Source organism: Mesorhizobium sp. P3_A8 (assembly GCF_056402995.1).
The window spans coordinates 58,337-84,206 of sequence record NZ_JBFUGI010000004.1; the positions used below are offsets into that span (position 1 = coordinate 58,337).

The 25,870-nt window shown below is 63.4% G+C and carries 18 protein-coding genes; 11 read left to right on the plus strand and 7 right to left on the minus strand.

Annotated features, from left to right (window positions below; all coding sequences use genetic code 11):
- Nucleotides 1-41: 41 nt before the first annotated feature.
- The 3 genes from AC1DX4_RS10960 (at nucleotide 42) to gltX (ending at nucleotide 5,026) form a co-directional block, all read left to right on the plus strand.
- On the plus strand, nucleotides 42-1,847 hold the full coding sequence (locus AC1DX4_RS10960; protein WP_477220341.1) for an ABC transporter ATP-binding protein: 1,806 nt from the start codon (nucleotides 42-44) through the stop codon (nucleotides 1,845-1,847).
- A 350-nt stretch (nucleotides 1,848-2,197) separates the two neighbouring features.
- The gene (locus AC1DX4_RS10965) at nucleotides 2,198-3,379 is read left to right on the plus strand and encodes a hypothetical protein (protein ID WP_477220342.1); all 1,182 of its coding nucleotides are present in this window, start codon (nucleotides 2,198-2,200) and stop codon (nucleotides 3,377-3,379) included.
- 273 nt (nucleotides 3,380-3,652) lie between these two features.
- Nucleotides 3,653-5,026 (plus strand): glutamate--tRNA ligase, encoded by a 1,374-nt coding sequence (gene gltX, locus AC1DX4_RS10970; protein WP_477220343.1) that lies wholly within the window; start codon nucleotides 3,653-3,655, stop codon nucleotides 5,024-5,026.
- Here the strand turns inward: gltX and AC1DX4_RS10975 are convergent.
- The 3 genes from AC1DX4_RS10975 to AC1DX4_RS10985 form a co-directional block, all read right to left on the minus strand.
- Complete coding sequence (locus tag AC1DX4_RS10975; RefSeq protein ID WP_477220344.1) at nucleotides 4,944-6,149, minus strand: DUF2865 domain-containing protein; 1,206 nt, start codon at nucleotides 6,147-6,149, stop codon at nucleotides 4,944-4,946. The genes gltX and AC1DX4_RS10975 overlap by 83 nt on opposite strands.
- A 57-nt stretch (nucleotides 6,150-6,206) precedes the next feature.
- The gene (locus AC1DX4_RS10980; RefSeq protein WP_477220345.1) at nucleotides 6,207-8,549 is read right to left on the minus strand and encodes an NADP-dependent malic enzyme; all 2,343 of its coding nucleotides are present in this window, start codon (nucleotides 8,547-8,549) and stop codon (nucleotides 6,207-6,209) included.
- Nucleotides 8,550-8,725: 176 nt separating this feature from the next.
- Nucleotides 8,726-9,505, minus strand: coding sequence for an SDR family oxidoreductase (locus AC1DX4_RS10985; RefSeq protein WP_475450615.1), 780 nt, complete (start codon nucleotides 9,503-9,505; stop codon nucleotides 8,726-8,728).
- Nucleotides 9,506-9,624: 119 nt separating this feature from the next.
- Between AC1DX4_RS10985 and AC1DX4_RS10990 the strand changes: the two genes are divergently transcribed.
- Together AC1DX4_RS10990 and AC1DX4_RS10995 are read left to right on the plus strand one after the other, a co-directional pair.
- The gene (locus AC1DX4_RS10990) at nucleotides 9,625-10,440 is read left to right on the plus strand and encodes a UDP-2,3-diacylglucosamine diphosphatase (protein WP_477220346.1); all 816 of its coding nucleotides are present in this window, start codon (nucleotides 9,625-9,627) and stop codon (nucleotides 10,438-10,440) included.
- Between the two features lie 126 nt (nucleotides 10,441-10,566).
- Nucleotides 10,567-11,832, plus strand: coding sequence for an MFS transporter (locus AC1DX4_RS10995; protein WP_477220347.1), 1,266 nt, complete (start codon nucleotides 10,567-10,569; stop codon nucleotides 11,830-11,832).
- On the opposite strand, the gene dgcA is transcribed toward AC1DX4_RS10995, so the two are convergent.
- On the minus strand, nucleotides 11,752-12,735 hold the full coding sequence (dgcA, locus tag AC1DX4_RS11000; RefSeq protein ID WP_477220348.1) for an N-acetyl-D-Glu racemase DgcA: 984 nt from the start codon (nucleotides 12,733-12,735) through the stop codon (nucleotides 11,752-11,754). The two genes, AC1DX4_RS10995 and dgcA, sit on opposite strands and share 81 nt — an antisense overlap.
- Nucleotides 12,736-12,811: 76 nt before the next feature.
- Between dgcA and AC1DX4_RS11005 the strand changes: the two genes are divergently transcribed.
- From AC1DX4_RS11005 to AC1DX4_RS11020, 4 genes are read left to right on the plus strand one after another with little or no spacing between them, the layout of a single operon-like run.
- The gene (locus AC1DX4_RS11005) at nucleotides 12,812-13,999 is read left to right on the plus strand and encodes an ABC transporter permease (RefSeq protein ID WP_477220692.1); all 1,188 of its coding nucleotides are present in this window, start codon (nucleotides 12,812-12,814) and stop codon (nucleotides 13,997-13,999) included.
- A 3-nt stretch (nucleotides 14,000-14,002) separates the two neighbouring features.
- Complete coding sequence (locus AC1DX4_RS11010; protein ID WP_477220349.1) at nucleotides 14,003-14,815, plus strand: ABC transporter ATP-binding protein; 813 nt, start codon at nucleotides 14,003-14,005, stop codon at nucleotides 14,813-14,815.
- Nucleotides 14,816-14,829: 14 nt separating this feature from the next.
- The gene (locus AC1DX4_RS11015) at nucleotides 14,830-16,203 is read left to right on the plus strand and encodes an MlaD family protein (RefSeq protein ID WP_477220350.1); all 1,374 of its coding nucleotides are present in this window, start codon (nucleotides 14,830-14,832) and stop codon (nucleotides 16,201-16,203) included.
- Between the two features lie 37 nt (nucleotides 16,204-16,240).
- Entirely contained in the window at nucleotides 16,241-16,891 is a 651-nt protein-coding gene (locus AC1DX4_RS11020) for an ABC-type transport auxiliary lipoprotein family protein (protein WP_197033298.1), read from the plus strand.
- 38 nt (nucleotides 16,892-16,929) lie between these two features.
- Here AC1DX4_RS11020 and AC1DX4_RS11025 read toward each other — a convergent pair whose 3' ends face one another.
- The 3 genes from AC1DX4_RS11025 to AC1DX4_RS11035 form a co-directional block, all read right to left on the minus strand.
- Nucleotides 16,930-17,544 (minus strand): 3'-5' exonuclease, encoded by a 615-nt coding sequence (locus tag AC1DX4_RS11025; protein WP_477220351.1) that lies wholly within the window; start codon nucleotides 17,542-17,544, stop codon nucleotides 16,930-16,932.
- Nucleotides 17,545-17,586: 42 nt separating this feature from the next.
- On the minus strand, nucleotides 17,587-17,958 hold the full coding sequence (locus AC1DX4_RS11030) for a hypothetical protein (RefSeq protein WP_477220352.1): 372 nt from the start codon (nucleotides 17,956-17,958) through the stop codon (nucleotides 17,587-17,589).
- A 142-nt stretch (nucleotides 17,959-18,100) separates the two neighbouring features.
- A complete protein-coding gene (locus AC1DX4_RS11035) occupies nucleotides 18,101-24,712 on the minus strand; it encodes a kinesin (protein ID WP_477220353.1) in 6,612 nt (2,203 codons plus the stop codon).
- 271 nt (nucleotides 24,713-24,983) lie between these two features.
- Between AC1DX4_RS11035 and AC1DX4_RS11040 the strand changes: the two genes are divergently transcribed.
- Nucleotides 24,984-25,352 carry an Hpt domain-containing protein gene (locus AC1DX4_RS11040; protein ID WP_477220354.1) on the plus strand — a complete coding sequence of 123 codons (369 nt, stop codon included), beginning with the start codon at nucleotides 24,984-24,986 and terminating at the stop codon, nucleotides 25,350-25,352.
- Between the two features lie 100 nt (nucleotides 25,353-25,452).
- On the plus strand, nucleotides 25,453-25,773 hold the full coding sequence (locus AC1DX4_RS11045; RefSeq protein WP_477220355.1) for a 2Fe-2S iron-sulfur cluster-binding protein: 321 nt from the start codon (nucleotides 25,453-25,455) through the stop codon (nucleotides 25,771-25,773).
- The last annotated feature ends 97 nt before the right edge of the window (nucleotides 25,774-25,870 follow it).

Sequence of the window (25,870 nt, forward strand, 5' to 3'; positions counted from 1 at the left end):
GACCTTACTGGGATCGGGCTCGTTTGCGCCCGAATGACATCATGGCTCGTTTCAAGATCGATTTGCGCGCGCGCGCCTTTCGCAGCGTTCTTGGTTTCACGCTCACCCATTGGCGGCGCCAGCCCTGGCGGCTTTCGCTGATCATGGGTGGTTTCCTGCTGTCGACGCTGGCCGACGTCCTGACGCCGCTCTATTCCGGCCGGCTGGTCGATGCCGTTGCCAGCAGCGCCGGCGCCGACGCCATTGCCTGGAATGCCGCGATGACGGCGTTCTTCATCCTTATGGCGCTGGCCCTGACCGGCCTCGTGCTGCGCAACCTCGCCTTCATGGGCATCGTCGAGTTGACGCTGAAGATGATGGCCGACATCGCCGCCGATGCCTTCCATCGCGTCCAGCGGTTTTCCACCGACTGGCACGCCAACTCGTTTGCCGGCTCGACGGTGCGCAAGGTGACGCGCGGCATGTGGGCGCTCGACCTGCTCAACGACACCATCCTGATCGCGCTTTTGCCGTCGGTCGTCATGCTTGTCGGTTCGACGCTGCTGCTTGGCTGGTTCTGGCCGTTGATGGGGGTGGTCGTGGCCGCCGGCTCGGTGCTGTTCATCATGGTGACGGCGCTGCTGTCGCTTGGCTATGTCGCGCCGGCGGCTAGGCTTGCCAACACCTGGGACACGCGCCTCGGCGGTTCGCTCGCCGATGCGGTGAGCTGCAACGCCGTGGTCAAGGGCTTTGGCGCCGAGGAGCGCGAGGAGGGCCGCCTTGCCAGGGTGGTCGCCAAATGGCGTGCGCGCACGCGGCGCACCTGGGTGCGCGGCACCATCAACGGCACCACGCAAGGGGCGCTGCTGCTGGTCATGCGCGCCGCGGTGATCGGCCTGGCGCTGATGCTGTGGTCGTGGGGCCAGGCGAGTGCAGGCGACGTCGCCTTCGTGCTGACCTCGTTCTTCGTGCTGCAGGGCTATCTCAGGGATATCGGCACGCATATCCGCAATTTGCAGCGTTCGATCAACGACATGGAGGAACTGGTCGATTTCCAATCCGAACCGCTCGGCATCGAGGACCGGCCCGGCGCCAAACCGATCCGGATCACGCAAGGGGCCATCAGCTTCGACAACGTCACCTTCCATTACGGCAATCATCGGTCGCCGCTCTATCGCGACTTTTCGGTCGATATCGCGCCGGGTGAACGGGTCGGGCTCGTCGGTCACTCGGGCTCGGGCAAGACAACCTTCGTCAAGCTCATCCAGCGGCTTTATGACGTGAATGCGGGCAAGATCCTGGTCGACGGCCAGGACATCTCGCAGGTGGCGCAAGCGTCGCTGCGCGGGCAGATCGCGATTGTCCAGCAGGAGCCGATCCTGTTTCACCGGTCACTGGCAGAGAACATCGCCTATGCCAGACCGAGTGCGACGCAGGCGGAGATCGAGCATGCCGCACGCCTGGCGAGCGCGCATGATTTCATCACCAGCCTGCCGAAGGATTATGGCACGCTGGTCGGCGAGCGCGGCGTTAAACTGTCGGGCGGCGAGCGGCAGCGCGTGGCGATCGCGCGCGCTTTCCTGGCCGATGCGCGCATCCTGATCCTGGACGAGGCGACATCGAGCCTCGATTCGGAATCGGAGGTGCTGATCCAGCAGGCAATGGAACGGCTGATGGTCGGCCGCACCACGCTGGTGATCGCGCACCGGCTTTCGACGGTGCGGGCGCTCGACAGGCTGCTGGTCTTCGATCGCGGCAAGATCGTCGAGGAGGGCTCGCATGACGAGCTGATCCGGCTGAAGGGCGGCATCTACCGCCGGCTGTTCGAGCGTCAGGCGCTCGAACTGACCAAGGGGCTGGTCATCTGACCTGAGGTGGCCTCCGGCTTTGGCCGGAGGCCACCTCTATCAAGCGCTATAAGCCGGGCGGGGCTGGGCAACAGAACTCTCGTGAGCCCATAGGGAACGCGTGTCCGAAACCCCTGTCGCTCGGCGTCTGCTGGCCGAGCAAATCCGTGACGCCAAGCAGCATCGAATTCTTTTCCAGATCCTGAATCTCGAGACGCCTGTTTACGATACCGAGCGAGATACGTTGTTTCAACCATTGATTGATATACATTTACTCCAAGCAACCCAGAGGCGGTCGATGCAGATGCTGGGATCCGATTGATTCAGCGCAGGATTTCGCCCTGCGGCAGACGACCTCCATAGGCTTCACGATGCATCTTGTTTCCGAAAATGCCGGTGTGGAAAAGGTGGCTGCGCCGGCGGTGCAGGAGTCTCACCACGGCTCGGTTCGGCCGCTCGCTGCCGAAGATCTCGAGCGCGTCGCCGCACTCTTCCTGACGAAGTTTCGCCGCCGCCGGCGTCACCTCCTCGACCGTGCGATCGTGGAGACGGCCGAGTATATGAGAAAGATCTATCTCGACCCTGTCGGCCAGCCCGGTGCGAGCAACGCTCTTGTCCAGATCAACCCGCAGGGCGATCTGGGTGGCTTCCTCGGTGTCCTGAAGGCCCGCTACGAGCTCAACGGAGCGGCATTGAATGCGGCGATCATCGGTCCACTGATGGCCGACCCCGGCACCGATCACGGCTCGGCTGGACCGCAATTGCTGCGTGCCCTGCATCAAGGCGAGTTCGATCTGTATCTGACCGATTCGGCCAACCGGGTATCCCTGGCCTTCGCACGCCCGATGAAATACCAGCTCCTGCCGGCGCATTGTCTGGGATGGACCCGCATTTTCCGCCCGGCCGCGGTGGTCTCCGCAGTGGTGCGCGGTAAATGGCCGGGCCTGCCTCGCTTCGCACTCGATCCTTGCGCCAGAGCATTCGACGCTTTTACGAGAAAGAGGTTCGAGCCGCCCGTCCAGCATTCCTCGCCACACCGGGTCCATCGCGAGCCGATGGATGCCGCGCAATTTGCGGAACGGTTGCCGACGCTTACGTCCGATTACGCGCTTCGGCCGCGTTGGCAGGATGGCGAGCTGCCACGGCTGCTCGCACTGGCGACCGAGAAGCAGGCCGACGGCCCCCTTCATTTCGGCGGGACCTACGACGAAGCTGGTAAATTGCTCGGCTGCTACGCTTTCTACGGTCAAGCCGGTGGCATCGCGAACCTGTTGCAAATCCAGGCCTCCGGATCTCACTGGGGCGCAACGCTGGACAGCCTCATCGCGGACGCATGGAATATGGGCTGCGCAGGCATCATCGGGCAGACGCAGAGCAGATTCATGCCGCAGCTCTTCAGCTACAAGAATGTCTTCTTCCGTTATGCCGGGGGGACGATGGTGCGCTCGCGCATCCCCGAGGTAACGCAAGCGGTCCGCACCGGCGACATCTTCATCGGTGGGTTGATGGGCGACCGCTGGACCCGCCTCAGTTCCGACGACTTCGGCCACTGATCGCCTTCAACGATCTGACCTGATCGGACAAGGGCCATGCGCCTCGCTTGGCCCTTGGAGCAGTTCACCGTTTCACGAAAACGGCGAACCGCTCTAACTGTTTGTTTTAACGCAATTCCAAGGGAAAGCGCTGCGCGCTTTTCCCGGGAAAACCGTTTCACACTTTTCCTGGAATTGCTTAAGTCTTTTCATTGCCCGCGTCATGTTCTATGTGTGCCGACCGGCGCGGGGGCGCGTCTTGTCAACCACAAAAGCATCCGGTACGCCCCGCTCATGACAGTTACCGTTCGTTTCGCCCCGTCACCGACCGGCCGCATCCATATCGGCAATGCGCGCACCGCTCTGTTCAACTGGCTGTTTGCGCTCAACAACAAGGGCCGCTTCATCCAGCGCTTCGATGACACCGACATCGCCCGCTCGAAGCAGGAATTCGCCGACGCCATCCTCTACGACCTGCATTGGCTGGGCATTTTTCCCGACGCCACCGAATATCAGTCGCGGCGCTTCGAAGTCTATGACGCGGCGGTCGAGCGGCTGAAGGCGGAGGGCGTGCTCTATGCCTGCTACGAGACGCCGGAGGAACTCGATCTCCGGCGAAAAGTGCGCCGTACGCGCGGCCTGCCGCCGGTCTATGGCCGCGAGGCGCTGGCGCTGACGCGAGAGCAGGTGGCCGAGTACCAGGCTGACGGGCGCCGGCCGCACTGGCGCTTCCTGCTGCCCAATTTCTCGGGCGATCCGCAGCAGCCGGAGCGCACCGAGGTCCACTGGACCGATCTGGTGCGTGGAGAGGAAACGGTCGATCTGGCCTCGCTGTCCGACCCGGTCCTGGTGCGCGAGGACGGCACTTATCTCTACACGCTGCCCTCCGTCGTCGACGACATGGAGATGGGCGTCAGCCACGTCATCCGCGGCGACGACCATGTCACCAACACCGGCGTGCAGATCGCCCTGTTCAAGGCGCTGGACGCCGAGCCGCCTGTTTTCGGCCACCATAACCTTTTGACCACCGTCTCGGGTGAGGGGCTGTCGAAGCGCACCGGCGCGCTCTCCATCGAAAGCCTGCGCGAGGATGGCATCGAGCCGATGGCCGTCGCTTCGCTGGCCGTGCTGGTCGGCACCTCGGAGAATGTCGCGGCTGCGCACGACCTGACCGAACTCGCCGGCCATTTCGACCCCGCCGCGACCTCGAAATCATCGGCTAAGTTCGATCCGGACGAACTGTTCGTGCTCAACCGCGTGCTGCTGCACCATATGCCGTTCGACGAGGCACGGGACAGGCTGATGGTGCTGGGCATCTCCGGCGAACAGGCCGAGCCGTTCTGGCTGGCGGTGCGCGGCAATCTCGACCGGCTTGCCGACGCGGTGGGCTGGTGGCGTATCCTGCGCGAGGGGCCGCAGGACGGACCGGAGTTCTCCGATGATGATCGTGAGTTCCTCGGACAGGCCTTCGATCTACTGCCTGAAGAGCCTTGGAACGGGACGGTCTGGAAGGATTGGACCGGCAAGATCAGGGAAGCGACCGGGCGCAAGGGCAAGGGGCTGTTCATGCCGCTGAGGCTTGCGCTTACTGGACTGCCTTCGGGGCCGGAGCTTGCAGATTTATTGCCGCTGATGGGTCGGGAAGGAACGTTGGCCCGACGACCCTGACCTTGCGCTGTTCCGGCGGCAAGGCGGACACGGGCGACGTCACCGGTTTGGCGGAAAGCCGCTTGATGGCTTCGCGGTCGAGCCCGCCGTCCCTGTTGGCCAGCGTTTCTGGGTCGGCGCTCGGATCGGGCTTGGAGGCCGGCACGGGAACCAACGGTGCTGCGTCCGGTTCCGGCTGCGACTGCTGTGGGTTCGGCGGATTGCCGCCAATGATCTGGAAGTTCTGCGCCGCGTTGCATCCGCAAGCCGGCGGCCGCGACATGTTGGATTGCTTGTAGAGATAGGCAGTCGGCAATTCGCTGTAAGGCTTGCCGGTAACCGATGATGTCATCGCGGCTGAATCGTCGTCCATGCCGCGCGAATAGAAGACCTGCATCTCAGTGCCTGGGCAGCTCGATTCGCAATTCTTCTGATCGCGCTCGAAGTCGCCGACCGAGGCTGCGTTCGACATCGGAAAGAAATAGCCGTCGCAAGTGCGCACGCAGGTGGTGTGGAACTCGCCACTGGAGCTTGGAAAGTCCGGAATGCCGGGCAGGTTCAGGACGCGGCGGACATTGCGTTCCTCGCCGGGATCCTCCGGCTGGTCAGGCGTGTCGCTGGGCGGGGCGTCGTTGCCGAAAAGCTGGTCGAACAGGTTTGCGTTGCCGTCTTCTTCGCCACGGTCTGCTTCCTGCAGTGGTGCGCGGCGTGGCGCAACCGTGTCGTCGCGGCAGCCATTGGCATCGAGCGCGGCCAGGATGCGGCCACGGTCGCGGCGTGATCCGCCACCGGCGAGCTGGGCACGCTTGGCCTGCAGACTGTCGAGATTGGCGTTCATGCGGTCGATGGTGGCGTTGAGGCCTGCGCATCGATTGATGTTGCGGGAAAACAGCGAAAACCCGCAACCGGAGTTGCTTGCCTGGTCGCGGGCCTTCGAGATCTGTTCGCGCTGCCGATCGATCGCGGCGTCGTATTTCCGGATCATTGCCGGACCGCCGCCGCTGCCGCGCGAAGCCGCGGCAAGATCGGCCTCCAACTGACGGCAGACGCGCGAGGCAGCCTGGGACTCGGTGATGGTGGCGCCGGACAGCAGGAGGCCAAGCAGCATGGCAGCATGCGCCCGCTTCAACCCTCCGCTTGTCATCCGCCTCAATCCCGCCTGTTCGTCCGCGAGGCTACCGTGTTCGCGGTTAACCGCAGTTTACTGCGAAACCTGTGTTCCGCCCAGATTGACCACTGCCTGCGCCTTGTGCGCCGCCTCGACCACGGCCAGCGCCGTCATGTTGACGACACCGCGCGAGGTGACCGAGGGCGTCAGTATGTGCGCCGGCATGTCGGTGCCGAGCAGGATTGGCCCGACATGCAGCGCATCCATCATGGCGCGCAATGCCGTCAGCGTGATGTTGGCCGAATCGAGGTTCGGGAACACCAGCAAATTGGCTTCGCCCTTCAGCCGCGAATGCGGATAGACGCGCTGGCGCAGATGCTCCGACAGCGCGGAATCGGCATGCATTTCGCCGTCGCACTGCAACTCCGGCGCGATGCGCGCCAGGATCGCCGCCGCCTGCCGCATCTTGAGCGCGCTTGGCGAATCGCGCGAGCCGAAATCTGAATGCGACAGAAGGGCAGCCTTCGGCTCGATGCCGAAGCGCTGGATTTCCTCGGCCGCCAGCACGGTCATCTCGGCGATCTCCTCGGCTGTCGGGTCGACGGAGACGTGTGTGTCGGTGAGGAAGATGATGCCGCGCTGCGAAATCAGCATGGAAAGCGTCGACAGGTCGTGGTCCTTGATGCCCGCGCGAGGGCCAATGATCAGGGACACATTGCGCAAATGCCGCTCGAAGCGCCCTTCGAGGCCGCAGACCATGGCATCGGCATCGCCGCGCTTCAGTGCAAGTGCCGCGATCACGGTGTTGTCGGTGCGCACCATGGTGCGCGCGGCCTCCGTCGTCACGCCGCGCCGGCCGGCGAGTTCGATCAGCAGGTCGACATAGTGGCGGTAGCGCGGATCGTCCTCCGGGTTGATCAGGCCGAAATCGACGCCCGGCTTGATGCGCAGGCCATAGCGCTTCAGCCTGACCTCGATGACATGCGGACGGCCGATCAGGATTGGCTCGGCGATGCCTTCCTCGAGCACCACCTGGGCGGCGCGCAGCACGCGCTCATCCTCGCCATCGGCGTAGATGACGCGCTTGGCGCTCGATGCCTTGGCGGACGAGAACACCGGCTTCATCACCAGGCCGGAGCGGAAGACGAAGCGGTTGAGCTTGTCGATATAGGCGGCGAAATCGGTGATCGGCCGCGTCGCCACACCGGTGTCGCAGGCTGCCTTGGCGACGGCCGGCGCGATGCGCAGGATCAGCCTCGGATCGAAGGGCGAGGGGATCAGGAATTCGGGTCCGAAGATCGGCGTCTCGCCCGAATAGGCGCGCGCGGCGACGTCCGACGGCTCTTCGCGGGCAAGGGCGGCGATGGCCCGCACGGCCGCCATCTTCATCTCTTCGTTGATAGCACTGGCGCCACAATCGAGCGCGCCACGGAAGATGTAGGGGAAGCACAGGACATTGTTGACCTGATTGGGAAAATCGGACCGGCCGGTGCAGATCATCGCATCGGGACGCGCCGCGCGCGCCTCTTCCGGCATGATCTCGGGATTGGGGTTGGCCAGCGCCAGGATCAGCGGTTTCGGCGCCATGTGCTGCAGCAGTTCCGGCTTCAGCACGCCCGCCGCCGAAAGGCCGAGGAAGACGTCGGCGCCGGCGATGACATCGGCCAGCGTGCGCGCCTTGGTATCCTTCACATAAGGATCCTTCCAGCGATCCATCTCGTCGACACGGCCCTTGTAGGCGACGCCGAAACGGTCGGTGACCCAGATGTTTTCGATGCGTACGCCGAGCGAGACCAGAAGGTTCAAGCAGGCAAGGGCGGCGGCGCCGGCGCCCGAGGTGACGACCTTGATGTCTGAAATGGTCTTGCCGGCGAATTCCAGCCCGTTGAGCACGGCGGCGGCGACGATGATGGCGGTGCCATGCTGGTCGTCGTGGAAGACCGGTATCTTCATACGCGCCTTGAGCTGTTCCTCGACCTCGAAACACTCCGGCGCCTTGATGTCCTCGAGGTTGATGCCGCCGAAGGTCGGCTCCAGCGCCGAGATCGTCTCGACCATGCGCTCGATGCCAGGTGCGTCGATCTCGATGTCGAAGACGTCGATGCCGGCGAACTTCTTGAACAGTACCGCCTTGCCTTCCATGACCGGCTTGGAGGCCAGCGGGCCGATATTGCCGAGGCCGAGCACGGCCGAGCCGTTGGAGACGACGCCGACGAGGTTTGCGCGCGCCGTATAGTCGGCGGCGGTTGCCGGATTGTCGCGGATTTCGAGGCAAGGGGCGGCCACGCCGGGCGAATAGGCGAGCGCCAGGTCGCGCTGGTTGCCGAGCGGCTTGGTCGCCTGGATCTCGAGCTTTCCCGGCGTTGGATGCTTGTGGAAGTAGAGGGCGGCTTCGTCGAGGTCCGAACGTGCCGTTTTCTTGTTCTCGCCTTCCATGCGGCCGCTCCCTCGAAACCTGCTTCGAGAGACCTTTTAGCATGCGGCCAAGGTTTTTCGCGACGCTAATTGACGCGCCGGCAGCTTTAAACGGCGGCGCGTCGAAAATCGCTAGATGTCAGATGCTTACGGCTGTTTCATGCCAGATGAGTCCTGCGGTTTCGCCGACCTTTCGATCAGAAGGCGCTGACGTAGAGACCGCCGTCTACCGGTATGTTCTGCCCGGTCAGGTAGCCGGCGTGGACCGAGCAGAGGAAGGCGCAGATCTGTCCGAATTCCTCCGGCGTGCCGAGCCGCTTGGCCGGCACATCGGCACTGATGCGGGTCTTGCGCGCTGCGGCAGCAGCGGGGTCCTCGACGGTGCCTGCCTCATGCGGGCCGCGCAGCCGGTCGGTGTCGAGCTTGCCCGGCAAGAGACTGTTGATGGTGACATTGCGGTCGATCACCGTTCGCGCCACGCCGGCAAGGAACGAGGTCAGGCCGGCGCGCGCGCCCGACGACAGGTCGAGACCAGGGATGGGAACATAAACGGACAGCGAGGTGATGTTGACGATGCGGCCGAAGCCGCGCTTGGCCATGCCGTCGAGAACGGCCTGCACCAGTTCGATCGGCGTGACCATGTTCTGGGTGACGCCTTCAAGGATTTTCGCGCGATCGAGTTCGCGGAAATCGCGCAGCGGCGGGCCGCCATTGTTGTTGACCAGGATGTCGGGTTCGGGACAGGCGGCGAGCAGCGCCTTCTGCACCTCAGGCTTCGAAACGTCGCCGACGACTTCCGTCACCGTCACGCCATAGCGCTGGCGCAGCTCCGCCGCGGTTTTGGCGACCAGTTCGGCATTGCGGCCGTTGACGACGATATCGCAACCGGCCTCGGCCAACGCCATCGCGCAGCCTTTTCCAAGACCCTTGCTCGAAGCGCAGACGATGGCCTTCTTTCCGCTGATACCGAGATCCATGACGATTTCTCCTGTGATTTGGCCGGCAAGCTAGTCCTTAGGCTGGACCAATCGCAACCGTCATACGGTTGTTGCATGAATCGGGGCATAGGCTGCGCGAAAGCAAGGGTGAAATCGCGATGTCAGGCCAAGAGCCCCGCACTTTCCGCAGCATGTTCATTTCCGATGTCCATCTCGGCTCGAAGGCGGCGAAGGCCGAGTTCCTGATCGATTTCCTGCGTTACCACGACGCCGATATCATCTATCTGGTCGGTGACATCGTCGATGGCTGGCGGCTGCGGCGGAGCTGGCACTGGCCGCAGAGCCACAATGACGTCGTGCAGAAATTGCTGCGCAAGGCGCGCAAGGGCGCCAACATCACCTATATCGCCGGCAATCACGACGAGTTCGCCCGCCAGTTCCAGGGCGTGCATTTCGGCGGCATCGTCGTCGCCGACCGCGCCATCCATGAGACGGCCGACGGCAAGCGCCTGCTCGTCATCCATGGCGATCAGTTCGACACTGTCGTTCACAACCAGCGCTGGCTCGCCTATCTCGGCGATCATGCCTATGACGCAGCCATGCAGGTCAACCGGGTGATCACGCGCCTGCGCCAGCTGCTCGGCCTGCCTTACTGGTCGTTCTCATCCTGGGCCAAGGTCAAGGTCAAGAAGGCGGTCAACTTCATCGGCTCGTTCCAGACCGTGCTGACCGAGGAAGCCCGCCGCTCGCATGTCGACGGCGTGATCTGCGGCCATATCCACCATGCCGCGATCGAGAATTTCGATGACGTGCGCTACATCAACACCGGTGACTGGGTGGAAAGCTGCACGGCCGTGGTCGAGCACTTCGATGGCCGCATGGAAATCCTGACCTGGGCGCAGGTGCTGCCGGAGTCGCTGGACGAGCCTTTCATCCCGATGCTGATCGAAGATCGCGTAGGGCAGGCGGCCTGACGCGGAAGGCACTGCGTTTTTTTAGCGTTGATCGATTGGTCCAGCCGGTTTCGTCTGGTTTTCCGCCATGTTAAGGGATCGATCTACACCGCCAGCCGGTCGAGCGCGGCGTAATTGGATCGATTCATGTCCCTGCCGCCGCTTTCGCCAGAACAGCTCGTCAAGCCGCGCCATTTCGAACTGCGCATGAGCCTGATTTTCGGCACGTTGTTCATATCGCTCGGCACGCATCTGCCCTATTTCCCGCTCTGGCTGCAGGCCAAGGGGTTTCACGCCGAGCAGATCGCGATCATCCTGGCGGCGCCGATGTTCCTGCGCGTGGTGGCGACACCGCTGCTGACGACGCTCGCCGATCGGGCGAGGGACCGCGCCAATGTCTATGTCGCGCTGGTGGCAGCCTCGCTGTTGCTCTCGGCGGGTTATTTCCTCACCCCGACCTACGCGATGGTGCTGGCGGTGTCGCTGGCGCTGACCATTGTCTGGACGCCACAATCGCCGATCGCCGATTCGCTGGCGCTTTCGGGTGTGCGTCGCTTCGGCTCGAACTACGCAAGCATGCGCAAGTGGGGGTCGATCTGCTATCTCTGCGCCAATGTGGCGGGCGGCTTCATCCTGGCGGCCACCGGTCCCCAGGCTGTTCCGGTCATCATATTCCTTGCCCTTGGCGCGGCACTCGTCGCAGGGCTGCTTGCGCCGCGCATGGGGAGGCCGCGAAAAGCCTCGCCGCTGTCGGCGGCGGAGATCCAGCACGCGGCGCCGAGCCTGTTCAACGCTTATTTTCTCTATTTCACCTTTGGCGTCGGCATCATCACCGCCAGTCACGCCTTTCTGTACGGTTTTGTTTCCATCTACTGGAAATCGATCGGCATCGGCGATTCCGTCGTCGGCCTTCTATGGGCCTGGGGCGTGGTGTCCGAAGTCTGCATGTTTTTGTTTTTCAATCGTATTTTCGCCTCCGTTTCCGTCGTCAGGGTGATGGTGATAGCCGGCATCGGGTCGATCGTGCGTTGGATCATCTTTCCACTGGTATGGCCGCTCGGCCTTGGCATTCCCGGCTTCTTCGCAGTGCAGTCGCTGCATTCGGTGTCTGTCGCAATGGTGCTCATAGGCCTGCAGAGAATGATCGCCGAAACCGTCTCCGAAGAGCGCACGGGTGCCGCGCAAGGCATCGCCTATTTCTTCAACGGCTTCTTCATGGCCGCCGTTACGCTTGCTTCCGGCCCGCTCTATGACCGTCTCGGCGTCGATGGTTTCCTGGTGATGATCCCGATCGCGATCGTCGGCCTCGTGCTGATCGGGCTCGCCGCGCGCTCAGCCCCAAAGCGCCCGGTCCGGAGGGAAGACAAGCGAGCCCTGGTAGACGAGGCCGGGCACACGGTCGCGGGCAAGTAGCAGCGGACCGTCAAGGTCGACGAAATCGGCGTCCTGGGCGAGCAGGACCGCAGGCGCCATCGCCAGCGATGTGCCGACCATGCAGCCGACCATGACGCCAAAACCCAGATCGCGGGCGCGGTCACGCAGCACGAGCGCCGCCGTGAGGCCCCCCGACTTGTCGAGCTTGATGTTGACGGCGTCGTAGAGACCAACCAGCATTTCCAGGTTCTTCGCCTCGTGCACGCTTTCGTCGGCGCAGATCGGCACCGGATGCGCGATGTGGCGCAGGATTTCGTCCTGGCCTGCGGGCAGCGGCTGTTCGATGAGGGCAATGCCTTGCGCCGCGGCGAAAGCCAGGTTTGCAACGATGTTGTCGTCGGTCCAGCCCTCATTGGCATCAAGGATGATTCGGCTCTGAGGCGCGGCCTGTCTCACCGCCTGGATCCGGGCGATGTCGTTGTCGCCGCCGATCTTGACCTTCAGCAGTGGCCGGTCCGCATTGGCACGGGCTTGTGCCGCCATCGCCTCGGGCTCACCGAGCGACAGTGTGTAGGCGGTTTCGAGCCGACGCAGCGGGGCCGGCCAGATTGCGTTCGCCACCGGGCTGCCGCTGATCTTGGCCTCAAGGTCCCACAGCGCACAGTCGACTGCGTTGCGAGCTGCGCCGGCAGGCATTGCACCGAGCAGGGCGGTCCGGCCGATGCCGCCGGCGATCTGGTCGCGCATTGCCTCGATCGCGGCGTGCACGCCGTCCATGGTCTCGCCATAGCGCTTGTAGGGAACGCATTCGCCGCGACCGACATGCCCGTTTTCGCCGATGGTGCAGGTGATGATTTCGGCCTCGGTCTTGGAGCCGCGCGAAATGGTGAAGGTGCCGGCGATGGGAAAACGCTCGGCCTCAACCGAAATGACACGCGCCATATTTTTCTGCTCCGGCTATGCGACAAGCGTGGTCGGCAAATCGACAGGTCAGACCCGTCAGGCTAAACAGGACGCCATGTTGACCATCGGCAAGCGCGACGCAAGCGGCACGACCGCCTCGGAGGCTGACCACCAACCGCACGTGGCGGTCGGCGAGGAGGGCGGCGTTCTCGGCTGCGCATTCTCCGGAATCTGGACGACACGGACCGTGGCGCTGATCGACGCCGACATGCGCAAAATCGAGAAGCGAAGCGGTTTCAAGACCTTGGCGCTTGATCTTTCGAAAATCGAGAAGATCGACACCGCCGGTGCATGGCTGATCGACCGGCTGGTCAGCGCCTTCGAGAAGAAGAACGTCGAGATCCGTCTGCAAGGCCAAAGCGAGATCGCTTCCATCCTGCTCGACGCGGTGAGCGAGGCTGTCCGGCGCGAGCCCGAATCCGCACCGGCGCGGCCGCCCAACATCGTCATTCGCGCCCTGGAGGCGGTTGGACGGCGCGTCTACGAGATGCGCGATGATTTCCTCGCGTCGATGAATATTCTGGGCGCCACCATCCGTGGCGCGCAGATGAAGCTCGGTCGCGGCCATGCCGTCAACCCGGCGGCGATCTTCAACCAGATCGATCGCATGGGCGTCGGCGCCATCCCTGTGGTGGTGCTGATGTCGGCGATTGTCGGCGCCATCGTTGCCCAGCAGGGCGCTTACCAGCTCAGCTATTTTGGTGCCGACCTCCTTGTCGTCGATCTGGTCGGCGTGCTGATCCTGCGCGAACTCGGCGTGCTGATGACGGCAATCATGATCGCCGGCCGCTCCGGCAGCGCGATCACCGCCGAGATCGGCTCGATGAAGATGCGCGAGGAGGTCGACGCGCTCAAGGTTATCGGCCTCAACCCGATCGGCGTTCTGGTGTTTCCGCGGCTGGTTGCTCTTGTCATCGCGCTGCCTTGCCTGACCATCATCGCCAATTTCGCCGCACTTGGCGGCGGTATGGCCGCCGCCTGGCTTTATTCGGGCATTACACCAGCGGCGTTTATTGACCGGCTGCGCATCGCCATCGATCTCAGCACTATCTTTGCCGGCCTGATCAAGGCGCCTTTCATGGCCATGATCATCGGTACGATCGCCTCGGTCGAAGGCATGAAGGTCGGCGGCAGCGCCGAATCGCTCGGCCAACACGTGACCGCCTCGGTGGTGAAGTCGATCTTCGTCGTCATCATCCTGGATGGGCTTTTCGCCATCTTCTACGCAGCGATCGCGTTCTGACAGATGGCGGAGGGCAATGGCATCATCAAGATGAAGGAAGTGGACGAGAGCGAAATCGTTCTTTCCGTGCGTGACGTCACCGTTGCTATCGACGGAAAGCTGATCCTCGACAAACTTTCGCTCGATATCAGACGGGGCGAGATCCTAGGCTTTGTCGGCGCCTCGGGCGCTGGCAAATCGGTGCTTTTGCGCACCATCCTTGGCCTGATGCGCAAGCAATCCGGAACGATCAAGTTGCTCGGCGTCGATGTCGATAAAGCGAGCGACATTGAACGTCTTCGCGTCGACATGCGGCTTGGCGTGCTGTTCCAGCATGGCGCGCTGTTTTCGGCTCTGACCGTGCAGGAAAACGTGCAGGTGCCGATGCGCGAATATCTCGACTTGCCGAAAAAGCTGATGGACGAGCTGGCGCTGCTCAAGATCGAGCTGGTCGGGCTGCCGCCGGACGCGGCGCAGAAATTTCCCTCCGAACTCTCCGGCGGCATGATCAAGCGCGCCGCACTGGCACGCGCGCTTGCGCTCGACCCTGACATCGTCTTTCTCGACGAGCCGACATCCGGCCTCGATCCGATCAGCGCGGCCGAATTCGACGAACTCGTCGTCAAGCTGCGCGACACCATGGATTTGACCGTCTATATGGTCACGCATGACCTCGATACGCTGTTTACCGCTTGCGACCACGTGGCGGTGCTCGGCAAGAAGAAAGTATTGGTCGAGGGCACTATCGACGACATGCTGAAGAGCGAGGAACCGTGGGTAAAATCCTATTTCCGCGGAAAACGCGCGCGGCAACTTGATCTTGCCGCACGTGCATAGCCATAAGTGAAGGCATGGAAACCAGAGCCAACTACGTCATTGTCGGCATTTTTACGCTGGTTGCGATCCTGGCGGCGTTCGCTTTCGTCTATTGGACCGCCGCGATCGGCGACAGGGGCGAGACCACGCTGCTGCGCGTGCGCATTCCGGGTTCGGCTTCCGGCCTCGGCCCAGGCAGTCTGGTGCTGTTCAACGGCGTCAAGGTCGGTGTGGTCAAACGCGTATATCTCGACCTCGATAATCCGACGGTAGCCATCGCCGACACCGAAGTCGACCGGCTGACACCGATCACCAAGTCGACGCAGGCCGATCTCGGCCTTGCCAACCTCACCGGCCAGGCCAACATCGAACTCAAGGGTGCCGACCCCAAGGAAGTCAAGCTTCTCGACCAGGCCGAGAAGGAAGGCAAGGTTGCCGAGATCGTTGCCAACCCCTCAGCCGTGACCAACCTGCTGCAGACGGCGCAGAACATCTTCACCCGTGCCGACAAGGTGCTTTCGGAGCTCGAAGGCTTCACCAAGGATGTTCGCGGGCCGCTGACGCAGACCGTCCAGAACGCGCAGACATTCTCCGATGCGCTGGCCAAGAATGCCGACGGCATCGACAAGTTCCTGTCTGCGGTCAGTGCGCTGTCCGATGAGCTGAAAGGCGTTTCCGGCAAGCTGGACGGCACGCTGAAGGCCGCCGAAGGGATTCTCAATGCCGTCGACAAGGACAAGATCAAGAGCATCGTTGCCAATGTCGACACGGTGACCGCGAATCTCAAGGAAACATCGCAGCAGCTCGACGGCGTGATCAAGAATGTCGATACGGCGGTCGGATCCGTCAATGATTTCGCCAAGCAGACGCAAGGCACGCTGGCCAAGGTCGATGGCGTGCTCGACGGCATCGACCCGGCGCAGGTGCGCACTGCTCTGGCCAACATCCAGAAGGCGAGTGAAAGCGCCGACAAGGCCGCCGCCGATATCGCCGTCGTGACCAGCAAGTTCGCCAACCGCGCCGACGATATCGACCAGACGATCAAGGACGCCAAGCAACTGGCGCAGCGGCTCAACGACGCCTCGGTGCGTGTCGACGGCATCCTCGCCAAGGTGGATACCTTGCTCGGGTCGGGACAGGCCGATGGCGTGATGGCCGACGCCAGGGATACGCTGAAGTCGTTCAAGCAGGTCGCCGATACGCTGAATGCGCGGCTTGGCGTCATCACCGACAATCTGGCGCGCTTCTCGGGCCAGGGCCTGTCGAACGTCGAGGCGCTGGTCCAGGACAGCCGCCGCTCGATCAGCCGCATCGAGGAGGCGGTCACGGATCTCAGCCGCAATCCGCAACGCATTCTTTCGGGTGGCGACGGCGAGGTTCGGCAATTCGATGGCAGGGCGCGGCGTTGACTTCGGCGTCGGCGCGCCCCAAGAACATGAGTTGCGGATGCGGGTTGATCTTACGATCCGGGGACAACGGGGATCGCGCGTGAAGTCGGTGTGGGTGAGAACGGGTGGATTGACACCGGCTGCGGTGCTGCTTGCGCTATCGCTTGCCGGCTGTGCGGTACTGGGCGGCAAGCCTGCGCCGCTGGACACATTCGAGCTTTCGGCGCCGTCGGTTGACGCCCATGGCCACAGCCGCAAGCAAATCCTGATCGCCCAGCCTTCGGCGCTCAAGGCGCTGGACAGCCAGAATATCGTCATCAAGCCTTCCGACCGCTCGATCCAGTATCTGAAGGGCGCGCAATGGGCCGACCGTCTGCCGCTGATCGTGCAGGCGCGGCTGGCCGAGACCTTCCAGCGCTCGGGCAGCTTTGCCGGTGTCGGCAAGCCGGGCGAGGGCCTGGCGATCGATTACCAGGTGATCGTCGAGATCCGGTCCTTCGAGGTGCGCGTCGAAGGCGGCGAACACGCCGAGGTCGACCTGTTCGTGCGCATCCTCAACGATCGCAACGGCGAGGTGCGGGCGTCCAAGAGCTTTACGGCATCCGCGCCTGTTTCGGGCAGCGGCAACCCTGCCTATGTCAGCGCGCTCGACAGCGCGTTTGGGGATGCCGCCAAGCAGATCGTTCGCTGGACCGATTCGGTGATCTGAGCTTCAGGCGCACTGGAATCGCGCCCGACTCTTTCAAGCTACAGGCAGCCGAAGGCATCAGGCCGCAGCTTTCCGGCCTTCAGCAGGTGCTGCAAGGTGTAAGTTACGGACAGTGCGTCGTCGAGTGCGTCATGTCCCTGCAAAGGCGGGTGTTCGACGCCATAATAGTCCGCAAGCTTGTTGCTCGGCGTCCTCGCCAAATCCTCGATCGGCATCCCAGCCGCGATCAGCAGCTTTACGGCATTGTCAAACCGGGTGGCCGGGATGGAAGGCTGAATGCCTGCGACATAGCAACTGATGGCGATCATGTTCAGTTCGTCCTTGCCCCAGGACCAGAATCGCGCCCCGCCGGAAAAACGGTCGACGTCGGCAAGGGCATCTCCCAGCGCGACGCCCTCGGTCTCGATGTTGTCCTCGGTGATGCCGGTCAGCTTGGTGAAGAACGGATCGAGTGCGTATCTCCCGCCAAATCGGTCGATCGGCCTGACATAGGCCTTGTGTGTGCCGAGCAGCGGAAAGTCGTCTTCAAGCCCAAGCCTGACCGCGCCAATCTGCGCGATGATCGGGTCGGGATCGTCGGCCGCGCACCAAAATCGGCGTTGCGAGCCCTCAAGGCAGAGAAACTCGCAGTCGAATATGATCGCCGTCTTCACGGTCGGTACCCTTCTATCTAGCGGATCGCGGGGTCGCGTTCGTCACGTGTCCTGCCATGCCACCGACTGGTATTGGCCACCGTTGTTGAGGAAGAAGTATGCTATCGCCTCGTAGCACTGCTTGATCGGGATGCACCACGACAGCGGATATTCGTCAACCTGACCATTCGCCAGCGTGTAAACGCAGGTCCCATCCTTAAGTTGGGTCCCTTGTGTCACCGAACCGCTGTCTCCATCGAAGCGCAAATACATCAGCCAGGCGTTGTCGCCATTCCTCAGCATAGAGAGAGACTGGCCACCTGGGGCCGAGATCCATAATTCAAACTGCCGCTCCAGGTCGAAGTGACCAAGGACTGGGGCGAATTCTTCGAAGGTCTCGTATGGCTGAGTGTTTCCCTTGAATGTGACTTTCACCGCGTAGGCTCGCCTGAAGAAGGTGATGGCACTCTCTAGATGTGGTCAAAGCCGACAGGGAAATCGGCATTTTCGGCACCCCGCTTGCGGAAATGCAGAGGTTTCCGCAAGCGAATCTCGGTGGCCGCCTGGCCACTGAAGCTTAGTGCAGTCGGCCACTGGCGTGAGCCAGCATGGTGTAGACCTTGCCGGTGTCCGACGTCAGGTAGGTCTGCGCCATGATGTTGTCGCGGTCGTTGCGAGAGACATCCTTGAGCAGCTTCTCGAAGTCGTCGCAGTAACGGTCGACGGCGGCGCGGAACTCGGCCTCGCCTTGATACTTGCGGCGGATTTCGTCGAACGTCTGCTGGCCCTTCAGCGTGTAGAGCCGGCGCGTGAACACGTCCCGCTCGCCGCGCCGATAGCGGTTCCACAACTCAATCGAAGCATCGTGGTCGATGGCCCGTGCGATGTCGACGGAGAGCGAGTTCAGCGATTCCACGACATGCAGCGGCGAGCGCTGGGCAGGGGCCGCGCGCGGTGCCTCAGCAGGCGCCGAGGGTGGTGCCGCCGGCCTGAGCTCCGCATCGTTCGACGCCGCGGTCAAGAGGTCACGCACCCAGCCGCCTTGCGGCGTGCGGGCGTTGGCGTCGGGACGCTGGCGCGGTGCAGCAGCTTCGGCCGGACGCTCGAGATCGAGCGTACCGCGCAACGCGGTGCCGCCCAGCGGCGCCTGAGGTGTGCGAAGCTCCGGCTGCTGCGGCGCCGGCGCACGACGCGGCGGCTCGGCAGGACGAGCCGCCGGCGCCTGCGGTGCCGGGCGCAGATTGCGTGGCTCCGCGCTGTCGCCGCCGCCACGGCCAGACTTCGCAACGATGTCCGAAAGCTCCTTCAGGGCGTTGATCTGCTCGGAAACCGCGCGGCGGATAGCAGAGGTCGATTCCTTTGCCTCTTCCGGCATCTCGATGACGCCTTTCTTGAGCTCGGCGCGGGTGAGGTCGAGTTCGCTCTTGATCGAGCTCGCGGTGCGCCGCATCTCATCGGTGGCATCGGCGAAGCGCTTGGTCGCCGAATCAACGACGTCGGTGATGGCGTTGCGGATCTTGTCGGCCGACTCCATCGTCTTGCCTTCTGCGTTCTGCAGCGTCTGGCCGACGAGGTTTTCGAACGAGCGCATGACCCTTTCGAGATCTTCCGACTTCTTGACCAGGCCGACGGCGAGGTCTTCGAGCGACGACTGCCTTTCCAGCGTGTGCTCGAGGTTGCTCTGGGCTGAGCTCAACAGGTCCGAGGCGCTGGCGAGCAGGCGGCTGTGCTCATCGAACTTGGTGGCGATCGAGGCCACTTCGCGCAAGGTCGACGATGACAGTTCCGTCAGCCTTGTCGTGTTCGAATCGACCAGACGCGCCGAGCTGGCGAAGGTCTGCGCCGCCTTTTCGGTGGTCGCCGCGAAGCTCTGCGTGCTGCCGCTCAGACGTTCGTCGACCTGGCCGAGGTTGACCGCGGCCTGCTCGATCAGCTGACCGAGCTGCGAGCTGGACTTGGTCATGCGGCCGATGAGATCGGCAACGCTGTCGGACAGCGACGAGCGGGCGCCTTCGACCGCCGACAAGGTCTCGGCGGTGCGGCTGGCGAGCGCATTGACCAGGGCAGCATTCTCGCTGCGCAGCTTCTCGGTGGCGCGTTCGGTGACCTCCTCCATGCTCTTCTGCAGTTCCGAGCCACCCTGAGCGAAGCGCTCGACCAAAGGCCGCGCGGTCTCGTCGAGGATTTTGGACATTTCGGCGGACCGCGCCGCGAGCATGGTGTTGAGTTCGCGGGTGTTGGCGCCGATCGTCTTGGCGGCATCGTTGGTGCTCTGGCCGATATGCTGGCCAACCGCGGTGAAGGTCTCGGCGATCACATTGGCACGCGAAACGAGCTGCGCCTCGGCTGTCGACACCTGCTCGTTGAGCCTCTGGCCCATTGCCTCCGTGGTGTAGGCGAGCCGGTTCTCGACGCCGGCGATCTGCTCCTCGACACGGGCGGCCGCTGCCGCCGCGCTCGATGCAAGACGCTCGTCGGCGCCGGCAAGCGCCTGCTCGATTTCGCGGGCATGCACGGCCATCTCCTGGCCGGTCTGGCGCGCACGGTCGGCAACCCTCTGCTCGGTGCTGGCGAAAGCACCGACGATGGTCTGCGCATGCTCGCCGATCGTCGACGTGCTGTCGGCGATGCGCGAGACCAGGCGCTGGTCGGCATCGTCGAAGATGCGGCCGATTTCCGAAGCACGGTTGGACAGCGCGTCCGAGCCTTCCGCGATGCGTGAAACCAGTTGCTGGTCGGCGGCGTCGAAGATGCGGCCAAGATCCGACGCGCGGGCGGCCAGCGCCTCGGCCGATTCGCCGATACGCACGCCGAGCCGCTGGTCAGCGCTTTCGAAGTTGCGCAGGATGTCGCCGGCGCGGGCGGCCAGCGACTGTGCCGTCTCGACGGCGCGGGCAACCAGTTTCTGGTCGGCCGCATCAAAGGCCCCGGCAATCTCGTTTGCACGGGCGGCCAGATGATCCGCAGTGTCCTGAGCCCGGGAGGCCAACTGGTCGGTTGTTGCCTGGGCGCGGGCGGCAAGCTTCTGGTCCGCCACGTCGAAGGTACCGGCGATTTCGCCGGCACGGGCGGCCAGCTGGTCGGCGGCTTCATGGGCACGGGCCAGCAGCGAGCTGGAGGTGTCGTCGGCGCGGGCAAGCAAGGCGTTCGACGTATCTTCCGCACGGGCGTGGAGGCGACGATCGGCCTCCTCGAAGGTGCGGGCGATGTCTTCGGCCCGCGCCAGAAGGGCGGCGGACGTCTGTTCGGCACGCTCGGCGATCTTGCGATCGGCGTCGCTGAAGGCGGCACCAGCCTGCTCATGCAGCGTGCTGGTGACCTCCAGGACTTTTTCGCGCAAGGCGCCGGCAACGAATACCGCGCTCTTCTCAAGCACGCTGCGAACATTGTCGACGCCGGTCGAGAGCGCACGCTCCATGGTTCCGGCGCGTTCCTCGATGATGCCGGTCTGACGGCTGAATGCCTGCTCGATCTTGTCCACATCGGCGGCGATCGCGGCCGAGATATCGGTGCTCCTGGCCGCGATCTGGTCGATGTGGCCGGACAGCGAGCGGTCGACATCCTTGCGGGTCTCGGACAGCCTGCCGAGATCGTCTTCCAGCGCGCGGGTGAGCATGTTGCGGCCTTCGGCCAGCTTGCCGACATGGCCGGCGATGATACCGTCGATCTCACCGCGGCTTTCGGTCAGCTTCTGCAGGTCGGCCTCCAGGACCCGCGAAAGCTGCCCGCGATCTTCCACCAGCTTTTCCGACTGGCTGGATATGACACCCCTGATGGCGTTGAGGTCCGATTCCAGCGCGCGCTTGAGAATGTCGCGGCCTTCGGCGAGCTTCTCGACCTGGCCGGCGACCAGACCGTCGATGCTGGAGCGGCTTTCGGCCAGCTTGGCCAGATCGGCTTCGAGGGCGCGTTTGAGAACGTCGCGGCCTTCGGCCAGCTTCTCGACCTGGCCGGCAACCAGGCCGTCGATGCTGGAACGGCTTTCGGCCAGCTTGGCAATATCGTCCTCGAGGGCTCTCGACAGAGTAGAACGATCCTGGACGAGCCTTTCTGCATGGCTGTTGACTAGGCCGCTGACGCTCTCAAGGTCGGCTTCCAAAGCTCGCGCGAACTGCGCGCGGTCATCGACAAGCTTCTGCGACTGGTCGGTAACTGCACCTCTGATTGTGTTGAGGTCGGTTTCCAAAGCCCGCTTGAGGATATCTCGGCCTTCGGCGAGCTTCTCGACCTGGCCCGAAACCAGCCCGTCAATGCTGGACCGGCTCTCAGCCAATTTTGCCAGATCATCTTCCAACGCCTTGGACAGCGTCGACCGGTCCTGCACCAACTTTTCGCCATGGCTGTTGACGAGGCTGTTGACGCTGTCGAGATCGGCTTCCAGCGCCCGAGCGAACTGGGCGCGGTCGTCGACCAGTCTCTGCGACTGGTCGGCAACGGTGTTCTTGATCGTGTGGAGGTCGGCTTCCAGGGCGCGCTTGAGAATGTCGCGGCCTTCCGACAGTTTCTCGACCTGGCCGGCGACCAGACCGTCGATGCTGGAACGGCTGTCGGCAAGCTTGGCGAGGTCGTCCTCGAGAGCCTTCGACAAAGTCGAACGGTCCTGAACCAGCCTGTTCATGTGGTCGGCGATGACGCTGTTCACATTCTGCAGGTCGGCTTCCAGGACCCGCGAAAGCTGTCCGCGATCCTCCGCCAGCCTTTCCGACTGGCTCGATATGACGCCCTTGATGGTGTTGAGGTCCGATTCCAGCGCGCGCTTGAGAATGTCGCGGCCCTCGGCCAGCTTCTCGACCTGGCCGGCGACGAGGCCGTCGATGCTCGAGCGGCTTTCGGCCAGCTTGGCAAGATCGGCTTCGAGCGTCTGCGACAGCAGGCTGCGGTCATTGGCAAGCCGTCCCGAATGATCGTCGAGCAGGCCCCTTATGCCCGAGAGGTCGTTCTCGAGCGAACGGCCGAGATGGCCGCGGTCTTCCACCAGCTTTGTCGAATGCGCCTCAATCAGGCTCTTGATGCCGGCAATATCGTTTTCCAAGGCCTTGGCGAGCACCGCACGGCCCTCGGCGATCTTCTCGACCTGGCCGGCGACCAGGCCGTCGATGCTGGCGCGGCTGTCGGACAGTTTGCCGAGGTCTGCTTCCAGGGCGCGCGACAGGATGTTGCGGCCTTCGGCGAGCTTCCCAACGTGACCGGCGACCATTTCATCAATGATCGTACGGGCTTGCACGAGTTTTCCGGAGTCTTCATTGAGAGCAAGCGAGAGCCGGTTGCGGCCGTCTTCGAGCCTTTCGAGGTGGCTGCCGAGCGACGCATCGATGGCGGCGCGCGATTCGTTGACCTTGCGCAGATCCTCTTCGAGGGCGCGCGCGATCAGGGTGCGGCCTTCGGCCAGCTTCTGCACCTGGTTGGTCACCGCGGCATCGATGCCGGCGCGGCCCTCGGCGAATTTCGCCAGGTCAGCCTGCATGGCGGCGGCCATGCGTTCGCGGCTTTCGGACAGTTTGCGGCTGTGGTTTTCGACGGCTTCCTCGATGCCGACGCGGGCGTCGGCAAGCCGCTGGATGTCGCTGTCGAAGGAACGCGAGACGACATGACGCGCGGCTTCCATGCGGCCGGCAAAGTCGCTGGCGCGGGCTTCGAGCATGCTCGAAGTCGAAGTGACGATGTCGGCCATGTCGGCGCCGATCTGGGTCTTGCCCTGATCGATCATCGCGGCCAGCGTGTCCTTGCTCTCGGCGAAGGTGTGGGCGATTTCGCGGGCGCGCTCGACCAGCGTCTCATTGATCTGGCGGGCGCGGGCCTCGAGCGCGGCGTTGAGCTTCTGCGTGCCGGTGTCCAGAGCCTCGGCTCGGGTCTGGAACTCGCTGATCAGCGCCTGGCCGCGTTCGGCCAGCGTGCGCTCGATGCCGTTGAGGCTGGCTTCGAATTCCGAATTGAGCGTGCGCGCGGCGCCGCCAAGCAGCGACACCATGCCGGTGGTGCGATCGTCGAGCAGATCGGTCAGCGACCGGGTCAGGCCGTCGGTCGTATCCGTCAGCTTGGCAATGCGCGTGTCGAGCAGGCTGGCGAAGGCCTCGCCGGAGGTCGAAAGCCTGTCGGTGATGTTATCCAGCCGGCCTTCCACGGAATCGAAGATCGACATCGAGCTTTCGTTGATGCGGTCGATCAGCGTGTCGCCGGAATTGGTGATCGTCATCGACAGCTTGGTCGATGCGTTGAGGATCGAGTCGCGGATGATGTCGCTGGCCGCGCCGATTTCATCCCGGAGCGTCTCATGCGCACCCGAAATCGAGGCGCGGACGCGCTCCGCATGGGTGACGACCGCCTCGCGCTCGCTGCCGAGCCCGTCAACGAGCGAACGGATGCGGGTTTCGTTTTCCGAATAGGAGCGCTCGATCTGGTTGACTTCGCTGTGGACCAGCGTTTCCAGTTCCACGGCGCGGGCAAGCGTGCGTTCGATGCCTTCGCCCATGGCCGCCACTTCGCGGCGAACGGCCTGGCCGATCATCATGACGCGATCCTGTGCCATGTTTTCCGGCTCGGTCAGGCGGAAGGCCACTTCCGTCATCGACTGTGCGGCAATGCGCATGTCCTGGGCGCGGCGAATCATGGCCGCGAAGGCCCAGAACAGGATGATCGGCACGATCGCAGCTATGGCGAGGCCAATCAGTTCGGGACGGGCCAGGAACTGGTCGAGTGTGCGGATACGCCAGATGCTCGGTCCGAACAGCAGGTTGGCCAGCCCGCCGGCGCCCGCGATCCAGGCGAGCGAGACAAAGGCAATGATCCAGTAGACCGTGTTGGAGGCACGCCTGTTGAGGCTGTGCAGAAGCGTCTTGTAGTCCTTCTGACGATCGTCATTGGCCGGCGCAAAGCCCGTCTGCTGGGTGCCATTGCCATTGCGTGTCTCAACGGGACGCAGCTCGGCGGGCTTGGCTTTCGGCGCGGGCTTGGCGGCCTGATTGACGACGGGAGCCTGATTGGCGGCGGGTGCCGGCTTCTGGTTGCGTCCCTCGCGGGCCAGTTCGTCGGCGGCCTGGGATATCTGCGCTTCCAGATCTTCCATCGAAGCCGCGATATCGAGGTCGCCGCTGCCGACATCGCTGCTGAGGTCGAGATCGAGTGCCTTTTCCAGTTCCCTGGCTACGTCGCTGTCAAGCGTTCTCGTCGTCGTCGTTGGTTTCTTTGCCATGCCTTCGCTACCCTGTACTAGCTGCCGCGGGCTTATATTTGTCGTTGTCGTACCCCCGCGCAGGAGGCTGAAAATGGACCCTCGTATCGTAATGACACAGGGGGGTAAAGAAAACATGCATTCCGTGGGATACGTAAAACTTTAAATATAAGGTTAACGGAAGCGTGATTTGGGCGCCGCTTTCGCAACATTTTTCCCGGCCATTCATTAACCCGTTGTCCATTGGATTCGCCTAGTTTTCCGGGCGACCGAAGAAACGGAGTTCGAGTTCATGCGTGGCGAAAGCGGCATTGCCTTCTCAATGCCCGGGGGCGACGTATCGGGAACCAGGCAGTCCCGACCGGTCGATTTGGCACACCTTGCCCGGCAAACGATGGGCGACCGCGCCCTTGAGCAGGAAGTGCTGGCACTGTTCGTACAGCAGGCGCTGTCCGTGCGCGACAAAATAGTCGATGCCGACATCAAGGATCGATTGCTGCTGGCGCATGGGCTGAAGGGCTCTGCCCGCGGCGTCGGCGCCTTCGCCATCGCCGATTGTGCCACCTTGATCGAGCAGCGGCCGGAAGACGGCCAAACCCTCAAGCGGCTTGGCAAGCTGATCGACGAAGTGCGCGATTTCATCGCCGCCATCAATCGCTGACCCCGGTTTGCGGAAAAACGTCACCGAGCGGCGCTTTCGCGCGGCAGTTGACTTGTCCGCCGGAGTGATTATCTCGGCGGTAACTCCCTTCAGGTGACAAATGACCAAGCTGACCTTCATCGCCCATGACGGCACACAATTCGACGTGGACGCCGAAAACGGCTCGACGGTCATGGAAAACGCCATCCGCCACGCCGTGCCGGGGATCGAGGCGGAGTGCGGCGGCGCCTGCGCCTGCGCCACCTGCCATATCTATGTCGACGAGGCCTGGACGGCGGAAGTCGGCGAACCGGAAGCGATGGAAGAGGACATGCTGGACTTCGCCTACGACGTCCAGCCGAACTCGCGGTTGTCCTGCCAGATCAAGGTGCGCGACGCGCTCGATGGCCTTGTGGTGCGGGTGCCGGAGCGTCAGGGCTAAGGCGCCTTCGGCCCACGTTCCAATTTCTTTGATACTTGCTGCTTGGCAGCAGGCCACGGCTCATGCAGTCTCGCCCCATTCCCAAGGGGACACATCG